Here is an 18250-nt window from a genome sequence, read left to right on the forward strand (position 1 = left end):
CCCTTTATTGAATTATAAATCCAACACTTCTTTAACTTGCACTAAGTCAATTTCACCTGATAAAAGCTTAGGTAACAGATTGTCTCTTATCTTAGTTAATTGTTCTGTTTCTTTTAAATTTGAAAGAATAAGTTTATAATATTCATTTAAATCATCTTGTATTTCTTCAAATATCTCATGTGGTGGTAAAGCTACTTTTTCATTCACTATATGTTCTTTTGTAATATGTCCCATTGTTGTTGCTCTACTAGCAGCAATTTGAACAAATTTTTTTATGAGGCTCTTCAACATAAAATAAATGAAGGGCTTACCAATGTTCCCTTCTTTAGGTTGAACTTTAAATATATGTTGATTTAATAAAGCTTTATCTTTGCTCCATAGATAAACTCCAAGTGAAGCAGACCAAGCAAATAACACATCACCATTATTGATTTCATGTTTAACTTGATAACTTTCGCTATAATACTTTGTATTTGAAGAAAGTCCGGACTTTAGTTCAGCAATTTTTATAACTGGTAACTTACCTTGTTCATTTAAGTCTTTAGTTTTAAACGCCTTTCCGTTAATGTAATCTGCTAAATCATAAATAGAATGTATTTTCCAATCCTTTGGAATCAAGCCTAATTCTGTTTCCAAAAACTCACCTTCTTGGAATGGTCCAAAATCAATAAACCAGTGTTTATAAAGGATCATAGCCATTTCTTCAAGTTTTTGATTCATTAGAATATTGAGTTCTAGCTTTTCATCAATGGCTCCTAAAATTGATGAAATCTTTTTTTGTATCTGGATAGGAGGAAGGTTCACTTCATATTCACGAAATGCTTTAAGTATAACTCTAGGTATTGCTGATCCCGAAACTAATCTTTCTTTCATATCTTTGATAACTCTTTTATCAGAAAGATACAGACTCAAGTATTTTGGGTCAACCTTTGATGGATTAGGTCTTAGTATGGCTACAGAAGATAGTAAAACAACTTCCTGTTCCTCTCGTTGAACCATTACTGTTTCAAGACAACTATTCCCATCCTTTGCAATTAAAATATCATTAACTTCTGGTCGACATCCCTGCTGAACGAGTTTTGTATAGTCTTCAGAGGAAATTAAACGACAGGAATCAAGGTCTATACCAAAAGGAGTTAAGTCTTTAACAGATGCCATTGGGTAACCTTCATCTACACTCTTAGGACTTTGATGAGATCCGTCAGTGATTTTTTCGCATAAATCCTCTAACTTGTATGAATCAAATGTCAAAGTAACCCCTCCAAATCCTTTTGAATTTTCTCTTGGAGGCGATTCGATTCTTTAAAGTGCACAAGCAATTTCGTTGTTAAATCTTCCATTTTCTCTTGAAATGGTACACCATCATCTTCCACATCTTCTATTCCAACATAAATACCTGGTGTTAAAGTGTAATTATTATATTTAACTTCATTGACTGTAGCCACTTTACAAAAACCAGCAATATTTTCAACTTTTTCTTTACCGAATTTAAAGTTATGATACACTGTAGCAATTTCTTCAATCTCCTCTTCGGATAATGCTTTTTGTTTTCTACTAACTAAAGAACCTTTCATTCGAGCATCGATAAAGAGAATTTCATTTTTACGTTCACGATATTCCCCTTTTCCATCACGGTTCTTACTCAAGAAAAATAAGCAACAAGAAATACCAGTAGATAAAAATAACTTTTCAGGTAATGCAACGATACAATCAATGTAGCCATTTTCAACAAACCATTCACGAACAGGTTTTTCTCCTTTTTGATTTGTTGTCATCGCTCCATTAGCCATTACAAACCCTGCAGATCCATTATCATTTAAATGATGAAAGAAATGTTGCATCCACATGTAGTTCGCATTTGAATCAGTCACAGGCCCAACTAAACGTGGATCATCACTTGAGATTCGATCTGCCCCCCATCCATCTTGATTAAATGGAGGGTTAGCAATTACATAATCTGCTTTTAAATCAGGAAACTTATCATCTAATAAAGAATTACCGAGACGTATATCTGCATTTAAGCCATGTAATAAAACGTTCATCTTTCCTAATCGAGCTGTAGTTGTTACATTCTCTTGACCATAAAAAGAAAGTTCATGACGGCGTGGGGAGTATTCTTCTGACTGAATAAACATACCCCCAGAACCACTAGCCGGGTCAAAGACAGTACCCTTAATTGGTTCTAGCATACGAACAAGAAGGCTTACTACCGAATAAGGAGTGTAGAATTCTCCCCCTCTTTGCCCCTCTGTAGATGCAAATTCTGAGATAAAGTATTCATAAACACGTCCTAGTACATCAACGCTTCGCTCATCATTAGCGCTAAATACATCACGAGAAAAGATTTCAATTAACCCCGATACGTTTTCAGCAGGTAGGTTACTTCCTTGAAAGATTCGAGGTAACATTCCCTCTAAACCAGAGTTTTCTTCCTCAAGACGTTTCATTGCATTATCAAGTATTTCCTTTATATTTGGTTGTTTAGCATTCTTTAAAATATAAGACCAACGAGACTCTTCTGGTACAACATACACATTTTCAGACATATACATGTCTGGGTCTTCTTTAATTATTTGTTGGGTTTCTTCATCAGAAGCGTACCAGTCACTATTAGGATCCTTAACTAAATTGTCTATCTCTTCCTTACGCATATCGTAACGATTTGATAAATACCGTAAAAAGATTAGCGGTAAAACGTAATGTTTATAGTCAGACGGCGCCACACTTCCACGCATGTTAGTGGCTGCGTCGAACAAGTCTTTTTGAAAATTTATATCTGCTTTTGCTACCATTAGTAGACCTCCATAAAATTTCTGTTGTTTTAGGAACTATGTTGTATGTATTTGTATCCATTTTATCATATCTTATAGAAGATTAATTAAGTAACTCAACTTTCGCACCTATAAAAGTTCGATAAGTTCAGCCAGCAGTAGTTGCTGACGCCTTTAAAATACTAACATTGACACAAAAAATTGCATGAAAAAACACCCATCCGTTTGGTATAGTTGATTTGACTAGAATCACATAACCATACAGAAGAGGTGTCCTCTATATGATAGCGAATCATGACCAAACGAAGCAACTACCAAATGAATTAAAATCTACATTTAAAGAACTAAACGTCTTGAAACATCTTAGAAAAGCTGGGATTACCAAATCACTTGGCTTTACTTGTGCTTATTTATTTCAGCTTATTTTCTGTTTGATTTTCGAAAACAAAAACTGGTTTCGTACACTCGAAAGCAAGAAGTCGACGGATATTCCAGCTAAAGATGCGGTTTACCGTTTCTTAAATCGCTCCACTTATTCATGGAGAAGATTTCTCCTTCTCCTCAGCTCAGACTCCATTGAAAAAGTGAGTAACCTGACAAATCATGAGCGTATAAAAGTACTGATTATTGACGACTCTTCCTATGACAAAAATCGAAGTAAATCGGTTGAATTACTTGCGCGTTGCTTTGACCATGCGTCTCAAAAAATGCGTTTTTACAAGGGTTTTCGTATGCTTACAATGGGTTGGTCTGATGGTACAACGTTTATGCCTGTAGACTTTTCTTTATTGAGCTCAAAAAACAGTATCATAAATGGAATGTCAGACCAAATTGATAAACGCAGTTCTGGTTATAAGCGACGTCTAGAAGCTTTACAATCCGCACCTGAACAAATTCCAACGATGATTCAGCGTGCCATGAACACGGGGATTGAAGCCTCTTATGTGCTGATGGATACTTGGTTTACACATCAACCGCTTATGAAAGAGATCAAAGACCAAGGTCTAGATGTCATTGGCATGGTGAAAAACTTAAAGCAACGCTATCTTAACAATGATAAAAAGGTTAGTTTGAAAGAGCTTTATCAGTTAGCTTCACCTATTCAGGAAAAGAAAGGGATTCTTCGTTCTATCCAAACGACGCAAGCTAATGGAATTCCTGTCAAAATTGTCTTTGTACGTAATCGTAATAAAAAGAGCGAATGGTTAGCTATTTTAAGTACAGATTGCACATTAAGTGAACAAGATATCATTCGTATTTACGGAATTCGTTGGGACATTGAAGTCTTTTTCAAAACAACAAAGTCATTATTAAAGCTACAAAAGGAGTTTCAAGGTCGTTCTTATGACTCCTTGATTTGTCATACCACGATTGTCTTTACTAGATACATTGTACTCTCTTGGCAGAACCGTTGCAGCACAGATCAAAGAACATTAGGGGGTCTGTTCTATGAACTATGTGATGAAATCAGTGACCTCGATTGGGCTGTTGCACTTGGGCAGCTACTTGAGCTTCTTCAAGATGTCCTAAAAGAAAGCAACAAAAAAATTCAAAAGTTAATTCAAAGTCAACTACAACACTGGATTGCGGGCTTACCTAATTACATCAAGGTCTACCTGCCTATTTCAGTGTGCGAAAGTTGAGTAAGTAACTAATAGAAATTTCCATTACCTTTCTCACTCCCGTTTGCACCGACCGCAAACTGATTTCCATAAACTGCAAATGATGTCTAGAGGCTCCCATAGAGTTTGTTGACCCCATAAGATCGAGAGGCTCATAAAGGTTGGTCTTATCAGAAACGATTACTCCTTTGGCACCCTAAATAGAAAATTAAACCATCAAAAAATCCCCTATAGACAGTAGAAAATAATAAAAATTTCCTGCCCCTACTAGGTATTAGTTATTATTCTGTCTATAAATATTCGTGCCCAGGGTTTGTCAATCTTGATTAGTAAAAACATTATAAATCTGTCATCACGTTACACTAAACCCCTTCGGGTAATGAAAAACGTCCTTCTGACACAAATGCTGCAACCCTCTCCTCTATATCTGATTTGAAATAGCCTTTAAAAACCTCAAAACCTTCCCCTTCATACTTTCTTTTGAGATGAGTGGTATTTACTTATTACATTTTTCTTACTTTGTTCTACATTATTACGAAAGGAAAGATACGCATACTCATTTTAGATAACCAAAAAACACCCATATAACAATTGAAAGGATGAAGAATTGATGTATACTTGTCATTTTTGCCAAACTAGCATTACTGAAGCTTTTGTAGGTTCAAAAAATGAAGGAAAGATCTACTCTTGTTTTAAATGCTTCATTCAAACATTAAAACCTTTTAAGTTTGATGATGAGCTTGTTTACTACCCTTTGTTTGGCATGCGAAATATCCAGTTAGAGGATTCTATCGCTTTTTATAGTAAACATGGTGATGAACTTGCTAGAGTCTATTTGAATTCTTATGAGGAAGGGCTTTTAAGCTACTTAAGGGAAGAGATAGATAAAGAAACAAATTTAACAACTGAGGAGGTTAAGTTAGTGATTGAACCCTACGATTTACAGTTGAAAGAATAAAAAACGATAACGATTAGACGTACTCAACATTAGGGGAATATTATTCCCCTAATTCAAACAACCTTTGGAATATCGAAAGTTGGGATTATAGATAATTCCTTTGTTCAAAATTTATAGATTTGGATAAACACAGTTTTATAATTAGTTGACCACTCAATGGAAAGCGGGCAACGGATTGCCCACTTTCTTTGCACAAAATAAATATTAACCTTTATAAACCTTAATAGCTAGATGGCTATACATTCAGGTAACTTATATTCTAACCCTACTTTTATAACCTCATCATGGCTTAATATAATAAAGTTCCAACAATGAATTTCTAATAGTTCTTCTGTGGCATGACTAATAATATCTCTTAAATACTCACGTACAGTTACATTTAAATTATCGTCCTTTATTTCATCCTCTAAGACTTTCAAAAATCCTCCATCGGGACATCCCTCAATAGGATTATAATCAAAGTTCTCTCGGAACATTTCCTCTGTTGCCACATCAATAAAATGACACATCTCTTCGGAATTAACTGGCACTTCCAGACACTTATGTCCTTCATATGAGAGCTTTACAGCGTCATAACTTGATTTATTAGCATGTATACGCCCATATATTTCTTCTGCTTCTTTCCAAAGACAATTCTCGCATATAATACTCCCACCATAACATTCAGCAAAGTCACCCAGGACCTTTCTATCGCATTCAACACACTTTTTCATGTTATCAACTCCACCTTTTTAATAATTCAAATCAACTCGATTAATATGACAATCAGCAGTACACCTCTATTGGGCTAGGTTCTCAATTATGTACCTCTGATAAATCTAACGACCTTATAGGGTTAGGAATATAATAAATCCCCCAGTCTTTTGGGACGGTTACGGGATTAATTCCTATTTCCTCACAAGCCTTTACATATGCTCTAAAAGTATTCCTACTTCCTTTAACAACTGTTTCCGTACCAGCTAGCCGTTTCCCTTCATGGAATTGCATTTTTGCAATGGACATACTCTTGGTCTGTGCAATAAACTTCAAAAAGTTCTTGATTCTATTCTTTCTTTGCATAGCCCAATCAGTTGCTTCTATTCTTTTTAATGCCTGTGATAATGAATAATAATCCCCTTTTCCGATTACTTTCTCGTAATAAGACATAATGGCCCATAGAGCAATATCTGCACGTAAGTAGTCGAATAGATTACTTTTGTTAGGTAAGTTGAATTTTTTTCTAATACTTCTTAACTTAGCACTGCTCAAGCATTGTACTTCGATACGGAATATATTAGTTGCTTCTTCTAATAAAAACTTTTCAGAAGGATTCATAATAATTTTCTTAGAGATCTGATCCAACTTATCATAAAAGTTTAACGTCACACTCTTAGACTTCCTGTATGAGCTTCCAGGTTTATTTATAGTATCTCTATATCGATAAGGGTCATTTCCCTTCTTAGCAAGTTCTATACATTCTTTTACATAATCAGATGTTAGATTAATAGTAAAATCTATACGTGACACTTGCCATTTTGTTGAATTGGAAAGAACACTTGATATATTCAAAATGGCTTCATCTAAAGCTGTTCTCAATTCCCCTACCGAACGTTTAGAGCACTTAAATACGTCAATTGTTCTGCTACCTATAATAAGTGCTTGTAGATCCACTCTGAGATATATTCTGAAAAAGTCATTGTTCACAGGCTTAATAGAGCATATAATTATTCCTGGTATACTCACTTTAAGTTCAATTGATTCCCCCAACTTTTTCAACTTATCCATTACCTCTAGTATTTCACTTGCGTGGTAATGTTCTAGGAGAAGTTGAAAAACCTTCTTTTCATTTATTGTATTAACTAATTCCACTGTATGAATCATATACTCACTCCTATGGCTCAGAGAGACCCGGAGAAGAGTATTATTACTGTAACCCTTGATATCACAGTAATAATACCCACCTATCCAGTCATGAATTTGTGCAACTCTCTGTCATTCTTTTTTCTTTACCGCTTTTACATTGCTTATTTCAGTGTTTTTTAAAATTTTTTTCATTTTTATCGAAGCAAGTGGGAAATAACTCTTGTTCTACCTTTAATTTAGTTTCTTCATAATTTCCAATTATATTTGGTTGTTCCTGCAAAAACTCATACAACACTCGCATCTTTTCAGGAAGACATTCTACTTCAAACCTAATTGCTCGCAAACTATTACTGGTTTCAAAGAAGTAAATATACGGTTGATCAAAGAGCCTCATGAAGGTGATTAATTGTTCTGCTTTTACTTTTGTTTTACCTTTTTCCAATCGCCAATATGCTGCAAGATCCATGCCCATAACATTAGCCATCTCCTCTAATGTCCAATTCTTATTTAACCTTGCTTCCTTTAATTTTTTGTGATCAAAACGCATAAACTCAAATCCTTTCAAAAAGTTTCTAACACTCTATTACTCGGTATTTGAGCTATATAACATTTTTTCTTAAATAAGAATAAGCAACACATAAATGAATAATATTACCCTCTGATTTTGTCTATTTCCACATGTTCAGAAGTGTCATATTACTTACTTAGTAAGAATGTTGATTTATCAACACATGCTAATCCCCTGGTTTAACAGAATTTATCAATAAAGTACTCCTTTTAAAAAAAGGTTGATTTTATCACGTTACCTTCGTTTTTATAAATAGTTATGATTTTCTCTATTTGTACCTAGTAAGCATGTAATATGTGTTAATATGCCACAATAAATATGAAAGCACTAACCATCCTATAAGTGCATGATTAATACTTTCACACAACTTTCAAAAGATTCGTATTGGCCCTTCGGTTATGCTACTCTCCTAATCCAACATGTCTTATAAGATTCCCTAATACTTTTTTCATTTCTACTTTTTCAAGTGTTAGTTTGTACGCTTGCATAATGACCTGGGCATCTCTTACTGGCTCGCCCTCCTCTAATCGCTTCAACCTACTTTGGCCTACTTTTAACTCTCTCGCGACAAAGGCTCTAGATAAACCTATATTTTCCCTCCATCTAACCATTTCTTCCCCTTCCGTCTTCCACTTCTCTTTATGTTTTCTTTTTACTCCTTCCACACTTTTATAAATGGTTTTTGCTTGATTAATGCTCTGTAACCTTTGTAATACCAATACATTTTCCTCCTCAGATTTTTAATAATTACAAAAAAACACCCAGTTCGCCATGTATGATCGGTAGCATAATGTATCACTATTACTACGTATACTTGACGCCTGAGCGTTTTATCTGAAGTGTATTATTTTTATTTTTATCTATTTGTATAAATTTATCATACAAGGTGCTTCATTAAACGTCAATATATTTTCACTTATCAAATAAGCACTGAGATCCTTCGGTAATTTCCATTTTAAGTATTATTATAATTTCTTTCTGCTTTTATCAGCGCTTCATATGATGCTATAGCGACTTCCAAATGCTCTGTAGACGGTTTAGAAGTAAACAGTAAATACTGAAAAAGCCCTCCCAGCCAATAAAAAGGAGCTAAAATTCTTGATTGAATCAGAAATAATTCGAATCCTATAGAAACACTCCCTACAAATAGTACATTAAAATTTGAAATGAAAAAAGAAAGTATGAAATAAGTTACAAATAAAAATACCACAAAGTTAGTTCCACAACTTTTATGTATTCTCGATTGTTTAACAACATCTGATATAGCAAGACTAGACAATAAACTAAAAGAGGAATCTGTCATATGTTCAGCCCCGTGATACTTGCCCAGATTACTAAATTTGATTATAGCTGCATAAATAGCCAAGAAGAAAGCTATTAACAACCAAAAGTGAGCATCTATTATATTGGCCATTAGTGATAAGATTAAAATTGATGAGCTTTCTGAAACACCGTCTGAAGTACTTAATAAAAGTAAAATCAATAGTGGGAGGAAAACTATTAAATAGATCTTCCACACTATGATAATAGGCCTTACAAAGAGGATCAGTCCACGAATTAATGGAATTCGTTTAATCAACCTTTCAAACTTAGGAATAACCCTCCTCTTAGATAATTCTATGTTAATAGCTCCATCTTTTCTTCTGATCGCTTTAGAACTAAAATTCTCAGAATAAAAAACTACGCTATTAAAACCTGCTGAACCACCTATAATTGACATATTAACCTCCAATATTGTGATTAATATCAACTGGATTTTTTCAGAGAAGAGACCACTATTCTACTATAAAAGGCTCCATCACTTGCGGAAAGTATATGGCACATAAAGACTCTTTAATAACTGCATGGCCACGTTTCATCTGAAAAGTCAATATATCCTCGGCATTGTTGATTATCATCGGCAGGGTATAAATTTCGGTACATATGTTAAGAACTTTATTCACATCTACGCTCCGTGGCTCTCGTATCTCCTTTGGGGGCGTTTCATTAGTATAACCACTCCACTGACTCTGATACTTTAAAATAGCACTGCCATCCTTTTGGTCCTCATAGAAGATCCAATAATAATCTTCACCTCCTTCAACTTTTTCGTAAAACATCTCCTTATCCTCCCCGCCTGGATATACAACATTATTTGCTTCCGTAGGAATACACTCTTCTAACCCCAAAATATAATCAGTAGTTACTTTAAAATATCTAGCTAGTTGAATTAGGTTATCCGAGCTGGGTAAATGCTGGTCATTTTCATAACGACGAAGAGTTTTAGAATCGAACTTCAAATCACTAGCTACTTCATTTTGTGTTTTTTCAACGGCATTTCTCAACTCTTTTAATCTTCTTCCTATAGTTGCAACCATTAAATCCCCCCTACTTTTTTATTTCAGCATATTATACTACTGACTAATTTTAAAGGGACAAGTTTGTCCCTTTTTACATACTTATGTATTACATTTTGTTAGAATAGAACAGAACGCAAATAGCCTACATGCAATCACTGAACAATATTCTCTTTTTTCCATCTACTCGATTCTCGATTCATCTTTCTTTTAATATATTAACTATCAATAATAGTTAGATATATATTCATCTATTCATAACTTGACTACTAGAGTTCTATTAACCTATAGTATTACCCCCTCAATATACCTACAAGAGTTATCATGAAACTACAATCAAAAGTCCTACCTCAAGCACAACAGAGCAATAATTTTTCAGATGAAATTTTATTAATAGAATGAAATTCCGCATAACTCTCCTCTCTATAAATAAATTCAACGTGCCCCTCTGGAATCCACTTAGCATTGTTCATCAAACTGTGTGCATAACTTATTGACAACATTCTTCTACATTGTGTAAACTAACATTGATTATGTAGCTTGAGGCTATAAGTCATAGACTTGGCATAGTAGTCCTGTTGGTCCTACTCCCCTAGTTTGGAAAGAAAAACAACACTTTAGATAAAATGCATTTCGCACTAATATACATATCTTATAGAAACTAGTATTATTAACAATTGTTAGTTCGGCTATCATTGGCCTCCGGCACAACGAGAAAGAACCAATGAAATATACTATTTCTGAATAAAATACACTTACCAGATAAAACGTAACCATACGTATAAGACACTTTAGATTTAGATAAAACTGTCCTTTTATACGTGGTGGCGTTTTTTTTATTAGAGTATGCCAATCCTCATTCGTCTGGCTCCCTCATATGATAAAGCGCACCAGCCCGACAGTAAATTAATTTAATCAAATTGATTTCGGAGGGTTTAACATGAATAAAAACATCGATCATACTACTGAACATGAGGCTGCAAAAAATCTCAACATCATTTCAACACTCATTTACAAGGCTATTTCCAGTCAATTATCTCAAGACAAGAAGGGTGAAGAAGCATGAATGAAGGTAAAAAAACAGTTGGTTTATATATCAGAGTATCAACCAGCAAACAAGCAGAATTTGGTTTCTCTCTAGACGGACAAAAGGAAGAGGGCATTCAAGCCGCCTATAAACACTTCGGTAAAGATATCGAATTAAGATTTTACGTAGATGAAGGTATTAGTGGAAAATCTACTAACAATAGACATGAATTGAATCGAATGATGCAAGATGTAAGAAAAGGCAACTTGAATACTGTTATAACTTACAGAGTATCTCGTTTAAGTAGAAATTTAACTGACGCATTATCACTTGTTAAAGAAATAGACAATTCAAATACTGAATTCATTTCTATAGCAGAAGGGAAATATGGAACACCACAAGCAAACTTGCAATTTCACATTTTATCCTCAGTTGCAGAGTACCAAAGAGAAGAAATTGCTGATAATGTAAAAATGGGAATGACACAAAGAGCTAAAGAAGGAAAATTTAATGGAGGTAGAGTGCTGGGATATAGAAGTGTAAACAAAGAATTAAAAATAATTCCAGAAGAAGCAGAGACAATCAAGATTATCTTTGCCAAATATGTGAACGATAACTGGGGTACAAAGAAAATTGCCAATCACCTTAACCTAATTGGTAAAAAAACAAAAAATATTAAGGAATTTACTCAAGCCACAGTGAATGCAATATTAAAAAACCCTATCTACAAAGGTTATATTCGATTTAATCAGGTTGTAGACTGGGAGAAAAAGAGAAGAAAAGGTACAAACCCAAATCATATTGTTACCAAGGGAATCCACGAGCCAATTATTGATGAGGGTACTTGGGATTTAGCAAACACAAAGATGAAAAAACGATCAACAGGAACACCTAGACAATATACTGGAAACTTCCCACTAACATCTATAGCAAAATGCCCGGAATGCGGCTCATATATGACAAGTATGTATAGTTCGAAACGAAAGGATGGATCCAAAAGGCGCTACTATGTGTGTGGTAGATACCATAACGGAGGGAAAGCTGTTTGCAATCCAAACACAATAAATGCTGACAGACTAGAACAAGAAGTCTATGACAAACTTACCAAAGCATTACAATCCGAAGAAAGACTAACTACTATTACTCAAAACATTAATAACCAAATTGCACAGCAGAACAATACTAATGAAAATAGTAAAGAAACTAAAATCATTAAAAAACGAATAACCGAACTAGAGGCACAAAAGAAAATGATTCAAGATGATGTTATGAGAGGTTCAGGTTTTTATACGCATGAGGAAGCAAAAAAACGAATTGCGGAACTACGGGAGGAAGTATATGACTTAAAGAGTAAATTATCTAAACTAAAGAGCAACCAAAAATCTTCCAACAGTATGGTTAAAGAGGTAAGCAAAGACTTTATAAGTCAACAACTTAAAGAATTCCTTGATCTAAAGGAACGACTAGATATAATGGATTTCAGGCAACTTCTTGTTGTTTCTATCAAAAGGATCAACATAGAAAATAAAAAATTAAAGGATATTAAATTTTCCTTTATTGCTGACTTACCAGACGGTGGAGGACATAACCCTCCATTACATAATACGTTAACTAATCACTCTCCCCTCATACTGAGGGGATTATATTTTAAAGAAAACCGCTACCTATTTGTGGTAAGGTTCCCCCCTATTAATCCGAAAACTCCGATAAACCTGCTCCAACAGCACCAGCCGCATCAACTGATGAGGAAACGTCATCTTAGAAAACGACAAAGCCAAATCACTCCGCTTCCGCACACCCTCACTAATCCCCAGTGAACCGCCAATCACAAACACAACCTTGCTCTTCCCGTAAGTCGCCAGCTCATCCAGCTTTTTAGCCAGCTGCTCCGAGCTCAGCATTTTCCCTTCAATCTCCAGCGTAATCACAAAAGCATCCGGATGAACCTGCGCAAGAATACGCTCGCCTTCCTTACGCTTCACCTCTTCCATTTCCGCTTCACTCATCGTCTCCGGAGCTTTTTCATCTGCTACCTCGACTATATTCACTTTCGCATAAGCACCTAACCGCTTTTTATATTCATCGATACCCTGCTTCAAGTATTTTTCCTTTAGCTTTCCTACAGTGACAAGGGTTATATTCATTGAAATCTTCCTTTATAATTAAAATGGTATTTTTTCCGTTATATTGTCCTTCTATTTTACCATATACCCCAGAAAAAGTTGCCAATTCCCTGCATTTATCATTGATTCGTCCCTAAAAATGAATCTCTAACCTCTTTCTCGGGCCTCTCAGTCTTCACTATCCACACTATTGACTTCTCCCCGCTTCTCTGATAAATTAAAATTGTACAAAATGACAAACGCATACATAACATAAAGGAATGTTACCTTTATTGGGCATAACCTGACGAGATAGAGCACTTTTATCGTGCCTTATTTTGTCAGGTTTTTTTATTGGATATTTTCCTTTGCTGTTATTTTAAAATTTAAAACGAAAGGAAGTAGAAATGATGGCAAACTATACTTTTCCAGACGGTTTTTTATGGGGAGGCGCAACAGCTGCTAATCAGGTAGAAGGGGCTTATCTTGAGGGAGGCAAAGGATTAACAACCGTTGATTTAATGCCTACAGGCGAGAAACGTGGACCTGTGATGAAGGGATATGTACCTTCACTGGAGCCGTTAGAAGGGGAATTTTATCCTTCTCATGAAGCGATTGATTTCTATCATCATTATAAATCGGATATTGCTTTATTTGCGGAGATGGGTTTTAAAGCTTTGCGTATTTCCATTGCCTGGTCGCGTATTTTCCCTACAGGTGAAGAGGAAACCCCGAATGAAGAAGGACTGCGCTTCTATGACAGTTTGTTCGATGAGTTGAAAAAGCATGATATGGAGCCTGTTGTTACACTTGCGCATTTCGATGTTCCTGTTCATCTGGTTGAAAAATACGGCAGCTGGCGTTCCAGAGAGGTAGTCGGACTTTTTGAGCATTATGCGAAAACTGTTTTCCAGCGCTATCAGGGTAAGGTGAAATATTGGGTCACCTTCAATGAAATTAACATGCTGCTTCACCTTCCATTTATGGGTGCAGGCCTCACTTTCCAAGAAGGAGATAATGTCAAACAGATTCAGTATCAAGCTGCACATCATCAGCTTGTTGCCAGCGCATTGGCTGTAAAAGCATGCCATGAGATTATTCCAGATGCTCAAATCGGCTGTATGCTTGCTGCTGGAATGTTCTATCCTTATACCTGTGATCCTGCCGATGTAAAAAAAGCAATGGACCGGGATCGTGAATCCTTCTTCTTTATCGATGTGCAGGCGCGCGGATATTATCCAAGCTATGCGAAGCGTTTCTTTAAAGAAAATAATATTTCGCTTGTTACTGAACCACAGGATGAAGAAATTCTTGCTGCGCATACGGCAGATTATCTTGCCATGAGCTATTACTCCAGCAGAACAACAAGTACAGATCCGGAAATCACACGGAAATCTACCAGCGGAAATGTTTTTGGCTCTGTCCGCAATCCGTATGTTAAAAAATCAGAATGGGGCTGGACAATTGATCCGCTTGGTTTCCGTATTACGATAAATCAGCTGTATGACCGTTATCAAAAACCGATATTTGTTGTGGAAAACGGCTTAGGGGCGATTGATACACCGGATGAAAATGGGAATATTGAAGATGATTACCGCATCGAATACTTACGTGAACATATCTCCGCAATGGGAGAAGCCATTGAAGACGGTGTGCCAATCATCGGCTATACCAGCTGGGCTCCAATTGATATGGTCAGTGCATCCTCCGGTGAAATGAAAAAACGTTACGGTTATATTTATGTCGACCGTGATAATCAGGGGAATGGAACAAAGGCCCGCTCGAAAAAGAAAAGCTTTGACTGGTATAAAAAAGTGATCGCAACCAATGGGCAGGATTTAGATTAATGTAAGCGGGGCTTCATCCCCGCTTCCCTTCCTCCCCGTATGCCAAAAGGGCTCGGCCGGCTGCTGAAAATTATCTGATTTATACCATTTGAAAACGTTGACACAACGACAGATATAGGATTATAATACTAACTAGATTATAAATAAGACTGTTTAGGGATTGTTACTGGTAGGCAGGCAAAACCCAAGTCACAGCGAAGAACGATACATTACTGTCACCGTTCTTCCTTTGACTTGGGTTTTTCATTTTTCACCCTGTATACGTGTGGAGGAAGGATATTAACATGAAAATTCACAAGGTAATTAATAACAATGTTGTTAGTGCATTTGATGAAGCTGGTCAAGAGCTAGTTGTGATGGGAAGGGGTCTTGCCTTTCAAAAGAAGCCAGGTCAAGAAGTGGATGAGACTAAAATTGAAAAGATCTTCACTCTGAAGGATCCGCAGACTTTTGATAATTTCAAATTACTTTTACGGGAAATTCCTGCCGCACTGATGTCAGATGTGGAGGATATCATTCAGGATGCCAAAGAAACCCTCGACACAGAATTAAGTGAAAAAATTTACTTATCACTCCCTGATCATATTCATTTTGCGATTGAGCGTTACAATCAGGGTATTGAAATAAAGAATGGTATTCTGTGGGAAATCAAACAAATCTATAAAGATGAGTTTGCTGTTGGGCAGCGTGCTGTCGAACGGATTAATAAATCCTTTGATGTGCAGCTTCCAGAGGATGAAGCTGCATTTGTTGCCATTCATATTTTAGAAGCAAGTCTGAATGAAAATACGAATCAGACGGTTAATACAACGAAATTCATTCAGCATATTATTAACATCGTCAAATATCATTTTAATGTGGAGTTTGATGAGGACTCCTTGAACTATGGACGCTTTATTACGCACTTAAAGTATTTTGCACAGCGCGTTTTCCATGGGTCACACTATAAAAATGATGATGATTACCTGTACATTATGATCAAGCAGAAGCATAAGGAAGCATCAAAATGTACGGAAAAAATAAAAGATTTTATCAAGAAAGAATATGACCACGATTTAACAAATGAAGAAATGCTCTACCTGACCATTCATATCGAACGGGTCGTCAATCGTTAGTCTTGAAGAAATTTTTTCAACAAAATAGAGAATGGCATTTAGGATTGTTACTGATAATGCAGGCAAAACCTAAGTCATGGAAAGGACATACTGCGTATGTGCTTCTTTTCCAATGGCTTAGGTTTTTTCTATAGATAATTAACAAAAAATGAGGAGGTTCAAAGATGGATAATCAAAAATTAGCTAAAGAAATTATCAAACAGGTCGGCGGCGAAGAGAATGTTAACTCACTTATTCATTGCGCAACACGCCTGCGTTTTAAATTAAAAGATAATTCCAAAGCGAACAAAGATAAATTAGAAAACACAGAAGGTATTATTACCACAAAAGAAAGCGGCGGGCAATTCCAGGTTGTTATCGGAAATACGGTGCCTGAGGTTTACCAGGAGATTGGAAAGATTACCAATCTTTTAGATGATGATCGTAAACAGGACAGTCAGGAAAATGAGAAAAGCGGAAATTTACTAGGCAGGATTGTTGACGTCATTTCCAGTATTTTTGCTCCTTTGCTTGGAGTAATGGCGGGTGCCGGTATTTTAAAAGGACTGCTGCTAATCTCGGATAATTTTAACTGGCTCGATGCAGAGGGCACTACCTATACCATTCTTTATGCAGCTTCTGACAGTTTGTTTTACTTCCTGCCTCTCTTGCTGGCAGTAACAACAGCACGTAAATTTGGGGCAAACCTTTTTACTGCATTGACGGTTGCCGGCGCACTTGTTTATCCTTCCATTATTGATTTGGAAGCGGCGGGCGATCCGGTTGGATTTTTCGGTATTCCTGTAGTAATGATGCCATATTCATCTACTGTTATACCTATTATTCTGTCTGTTATTATGATGAGCTATGTTGAAAAATTTGCGAATCGGTTTATTCATCAAAGTGTTAAGAATTTCTTGACGCCATTAATTTCTTTAGTTGTGATGGTTCCTTTAACTTTAATTGTGTTTGGACCAATCGGTGTATCTATTGGTAACGGTATTGCCGATGCTTTACTTGCCGGATTCAACTTCAGTCCATTACTTGCCGGCGCAGTTCTTGGTGCAGGATGGCAAATATTCGTTATTTTCGGTGTTCACTGGGGACTTGTGCCTGTGTTCATTAACAACGTTGCTGTCTACGGACAAGATGGTATTAAACCCGCTGCAACAGCATCTGTATTCGCACAAACCGGTGCTGCATTCGGGGTATTCCTGAAAACAAAAAATAAGAAAATGAAAGCTTTGGCTGGTTCAGCTACGGTTACTGCTCTATTTGGAATTACGGAGCCAGCTGTATACGGGGTTACTTTACGCCTGAAAAAACCATTTATTGCCGGAATTATCGGTGGTGCTGTCGGTGGTGCAATCATTGGCTATGGCGGTACACAAGCATTTGCTTCCGGAGCACCGGGATTACTGACTTTACCTATTTTCTATGGACCAGGCGGCGAAGGGTTCCTGGCACTTATCATTGGTATCACTGCTTCCTTTATTATTTCAGCAGTCCTCACCTATATTTTAGGATTTGATGATCCTGTTGAAGATCCTGTACAGGAGCCTGGCGCAGTATCAAATGAAAAGGAAACAATCGAAACAGTAGACGAACAAATCATGAGTCCAATCGAAGGAACATCCAAACCTTTAACAGAAGTATCTGACCCAACCTTCTCTTCAGAAGCCATGGGACAAGGTATTGCTATTGAGCCAAGAGTCGGGCGCGTAGTTTCTCCGGTTGATGGAACAATTACCGTTGCTTTTAAAACGAAGCACGCTATTGGGATTGCTTCCGATAAAGGAGCAGAAATTTTAATTCACGTAGGCATGGATACTGTTCAACTGGACGGGGAACATTTCATCTCCCATATTAAAGAAGGAGATAAAATCAAAATCGGAGATGTACTTGTAGAATTTGATATGGATAAAATCAAAGAAGCAGGTTATGAAATAACAACGCCTGTTATAATTACGAATTCCAATCAATACAGTGTTATTGAACCTACTAATCGAAAAGATCTGAAAGAATCAGATACACTGCTCACGCTTGTTCCAAAAGAATAAATGAAAAAAGCTAGCTGCTATTA

15 protein-coding genes and 1 pseudogene are annotated in these 18250 nt (G+C 36.2%); 7 read left to right on the top strand and 9 right to left on the bottom strand.

Going from position 1 to position 18250, the window contains the following annotated elements; genetic code table 11:
• Window positions 1-12: 12 nt before the first annotated feature.
• Window positions 13-1251, bottom strand: coding sequence for a restriction endonuclease subunit S (locus MHH51_RS22875; protein ID WP_339283791.1), 1239 nt, complete (start codon window positions 1249-1251; stop codon window positions 13-15).
• On the bottom strand, window positions 1248-2792 hold the full coding sequence (locus MHH51_RS22880) for a class I SAM-dependent DNA methyltransferase (RefSeq protein ID WP_339283793.1): 1545 nt from the start codon (window positions 2790-2792) through the stop codon (window positions 1248-1250). The genes MHH51_RS22875 and MHH51_RS22880 overlap by 4 nt, the downstream gene beginning before the upstream one ends.
• A gap of 260 nt (window positions 2793-3052) precedes the next feature.
• Between MHH51_RS22880 and MHH51_RS22885 the strand changes: the two genes are divergently transcribed.
• Entirely contained in the window at window positions 3053-4414 is a 1362-nt protein-coding gene (locus MHH51_RS22885; RefSeq protein ID WP_339283795.1) for a transposase, read from the top strand.
• A gap of 589 nt (window positions 4415-5003) precedes the next feature.
• Entirely contained in the window at window positions 5004-5351 is a 348-nt protein-coding gene (locus tag MHH51_RS22890) for a hypothetical protein (protein WP_339283797.1), read from the top strand.
• A 227-nt stretch (window positions 5352-5578) separates the two neighbouring features.
• Here the strand turns inward: MHH51_RS22890 and MHH51_RS22895 are convergent, their stop codons facing one another.
• From MHH51_RS22895 to MHH51_RS22920, 6 genes are all read right to left on the bottom strand, one after another.
• On the bottom strand, window positions 5579-6064 hold the full coding sequence (locus tag MHH51_RS22895) for a hypothetical protein (RefSeq protein WP_339283799.1): 486 nt from the start codon (window positions 6062-6064) through the stop codon (window positions 5579-5581).
• An 82-nt stretch (window positions 6065-6146) separates the two neighbouring features.
• Window positions 6147-7211, bottom strand: coding sequence for a hypothetical protein (locus tag MHH51_RS22900; protein WP_339283801.1), 1065 nt, complete (start codon window positions 7209-7211; stop codon window positions 6147-6149).
• A 148-nt stretch (window positions 7212-7359) separates the two neighbouring features.
• On the bottom strand, window positions 7360-7740 hold the full coding sequence (locus MHH51_RS22905) for a helix-turn-helix transcriptional regulator (RefSeq protein ID WP_339283803.1): 381 nt from the start codon (window positions 7738-7740) through the stop codon (window positions 7360-7362).
• Window positions 7741-8162: 422 nt separating this feature from the next.
• Window positions 8163-8480 carry a hypothetical protein gene (locus MHH51_RS22910; RefSeq protein ID WP_339283805.1) on the bottom strand — a complete coding sequence of 106 codons (318 nt, stop codon included), beginning with the start codon at window positions 8478-8480 and terminating at the stop codon, window positions 8163-8165.
• Between the two features lie 236 nt (window positions 8481-8716).
• Window positions 8717-9481, bottom strand: coding sequence for a DUF1385 domain-containing protein (locus tag MHH51_RS22915; protein WP_339283807.1), 765 nt, complete (start codon window positions 9479-9481; stop codon window positions 8717-8719).
• A 55-nt stretch (window positions 9482-9536) separates the two neighbouring features.
• A complete protein-coding gene (locus MHH51_RS22920; RefSeq protein ID WP_339283809.1) occupies window positions 9537-10118 on the bottom strand; it encodes a helix-turn-helix transcriptional regulator in 582 nt (193 codons plus the stop codon).
• 919 nt (window positions 10119-11037) lie between these two features.
• On the opposite strand from MHH51_RS22920, the gene MHH51_RS22925 reads away from it, so the two are divergent.
• Both MHH51_RS22925 and MHH51_RS22930 read left to right on the top strand, forming a co-directional pair.
• A complete protein-coding gene (locus MHH51_RS22925) occupies window positions 11038-11163 on the top strand; it encodes a hypothetical protein (protein ID WP_339283811.1) in 126 nt (41 codons plus the stop codon).
• A pseudogene (locus tag MHH51_RS22930) lies at window positions 11160-12215 on the top strand (recombinase family protein); the annotation flags it as partial. The gene MHH51_RS22925 and the pseudogene MHH51_RS22930, both read left to right, overlap by 4 nt.
• 573 nt (window positions 12216-12788) lie before the next feature.
• Here the strand turns inward: MHH51_RS22930 and rlmH are convergent.
• Window positions 12789-13268, bottom strand: coding sequence for a 23S rRNA (pseudouridine(1915)-N(3))-methyltransferase RlmH (gene rlmH / locus MHH51_RS22935; protein ID WP_339283813.1), 480 nt, complete (start codon window positions 13266-13268; stop codon window positions 12789-12791).
• 368 nt (window positions 13269-13636) lie between these two features.
• On the opposite strand from rlmH, the gene MHH51_RS22940 reads away from it, so the two are divergent.
• The 3 genes from MHH51_RS22940 to MHH51_RS22950 all read left to right on the top strand — a co-directional run bounded on the left by MHH51_RS22940 (window position 13637) and on the right by MHH51_RS22950 (window position 18227).
• Entirely contained in the window at window positions 13637-15073 is a 1437-nt protein-coding gene (locus MHH51_RS22940; protein ID WP_339283815.1) for a 6-phospho-beta-glucosidase, read from the top strand.
• Window positions 15074-15357: 284 nt separating this feature from the next.
• Window positions 15358-16188 (top strand): PRD domain-containing protein, encoded by an 831-nt coding sequence (locus MHH51_RS22945; RefSeq protein ID WP_156986270.1) that lies wholly within the window; start codon window positions 15358-15360, stop codon window positions 16186-16188.
• A 164-nt stretch (window positions 16189-16352) separates the two neighbouring features.
• Window positions 16353-18227 (top strand): beta-glucoside-specific PTS transporter subunit IIABC, encoded by a 1875-nt coding sequence (locus tag MHH51_RS22950; RefSeq protein WP_339283817.1) that lies wholly within the window; start codon window positions 16353-16355, stop codon window positions 18225-18227.
• The last annotated feature ends 23 nt before the right edge of the window (window positions 18228-18250 follow it).

This window comes from Oceanobacillus sp. FSL K6-3682, assembly GCF_037976165.1.
GTDB classification, from domain to species: Bacteria; Bacillota; Bacilli; order Bacillales; family Amphibacillaceae; genus Oceanobacillus; species Oceanobacillus sojae.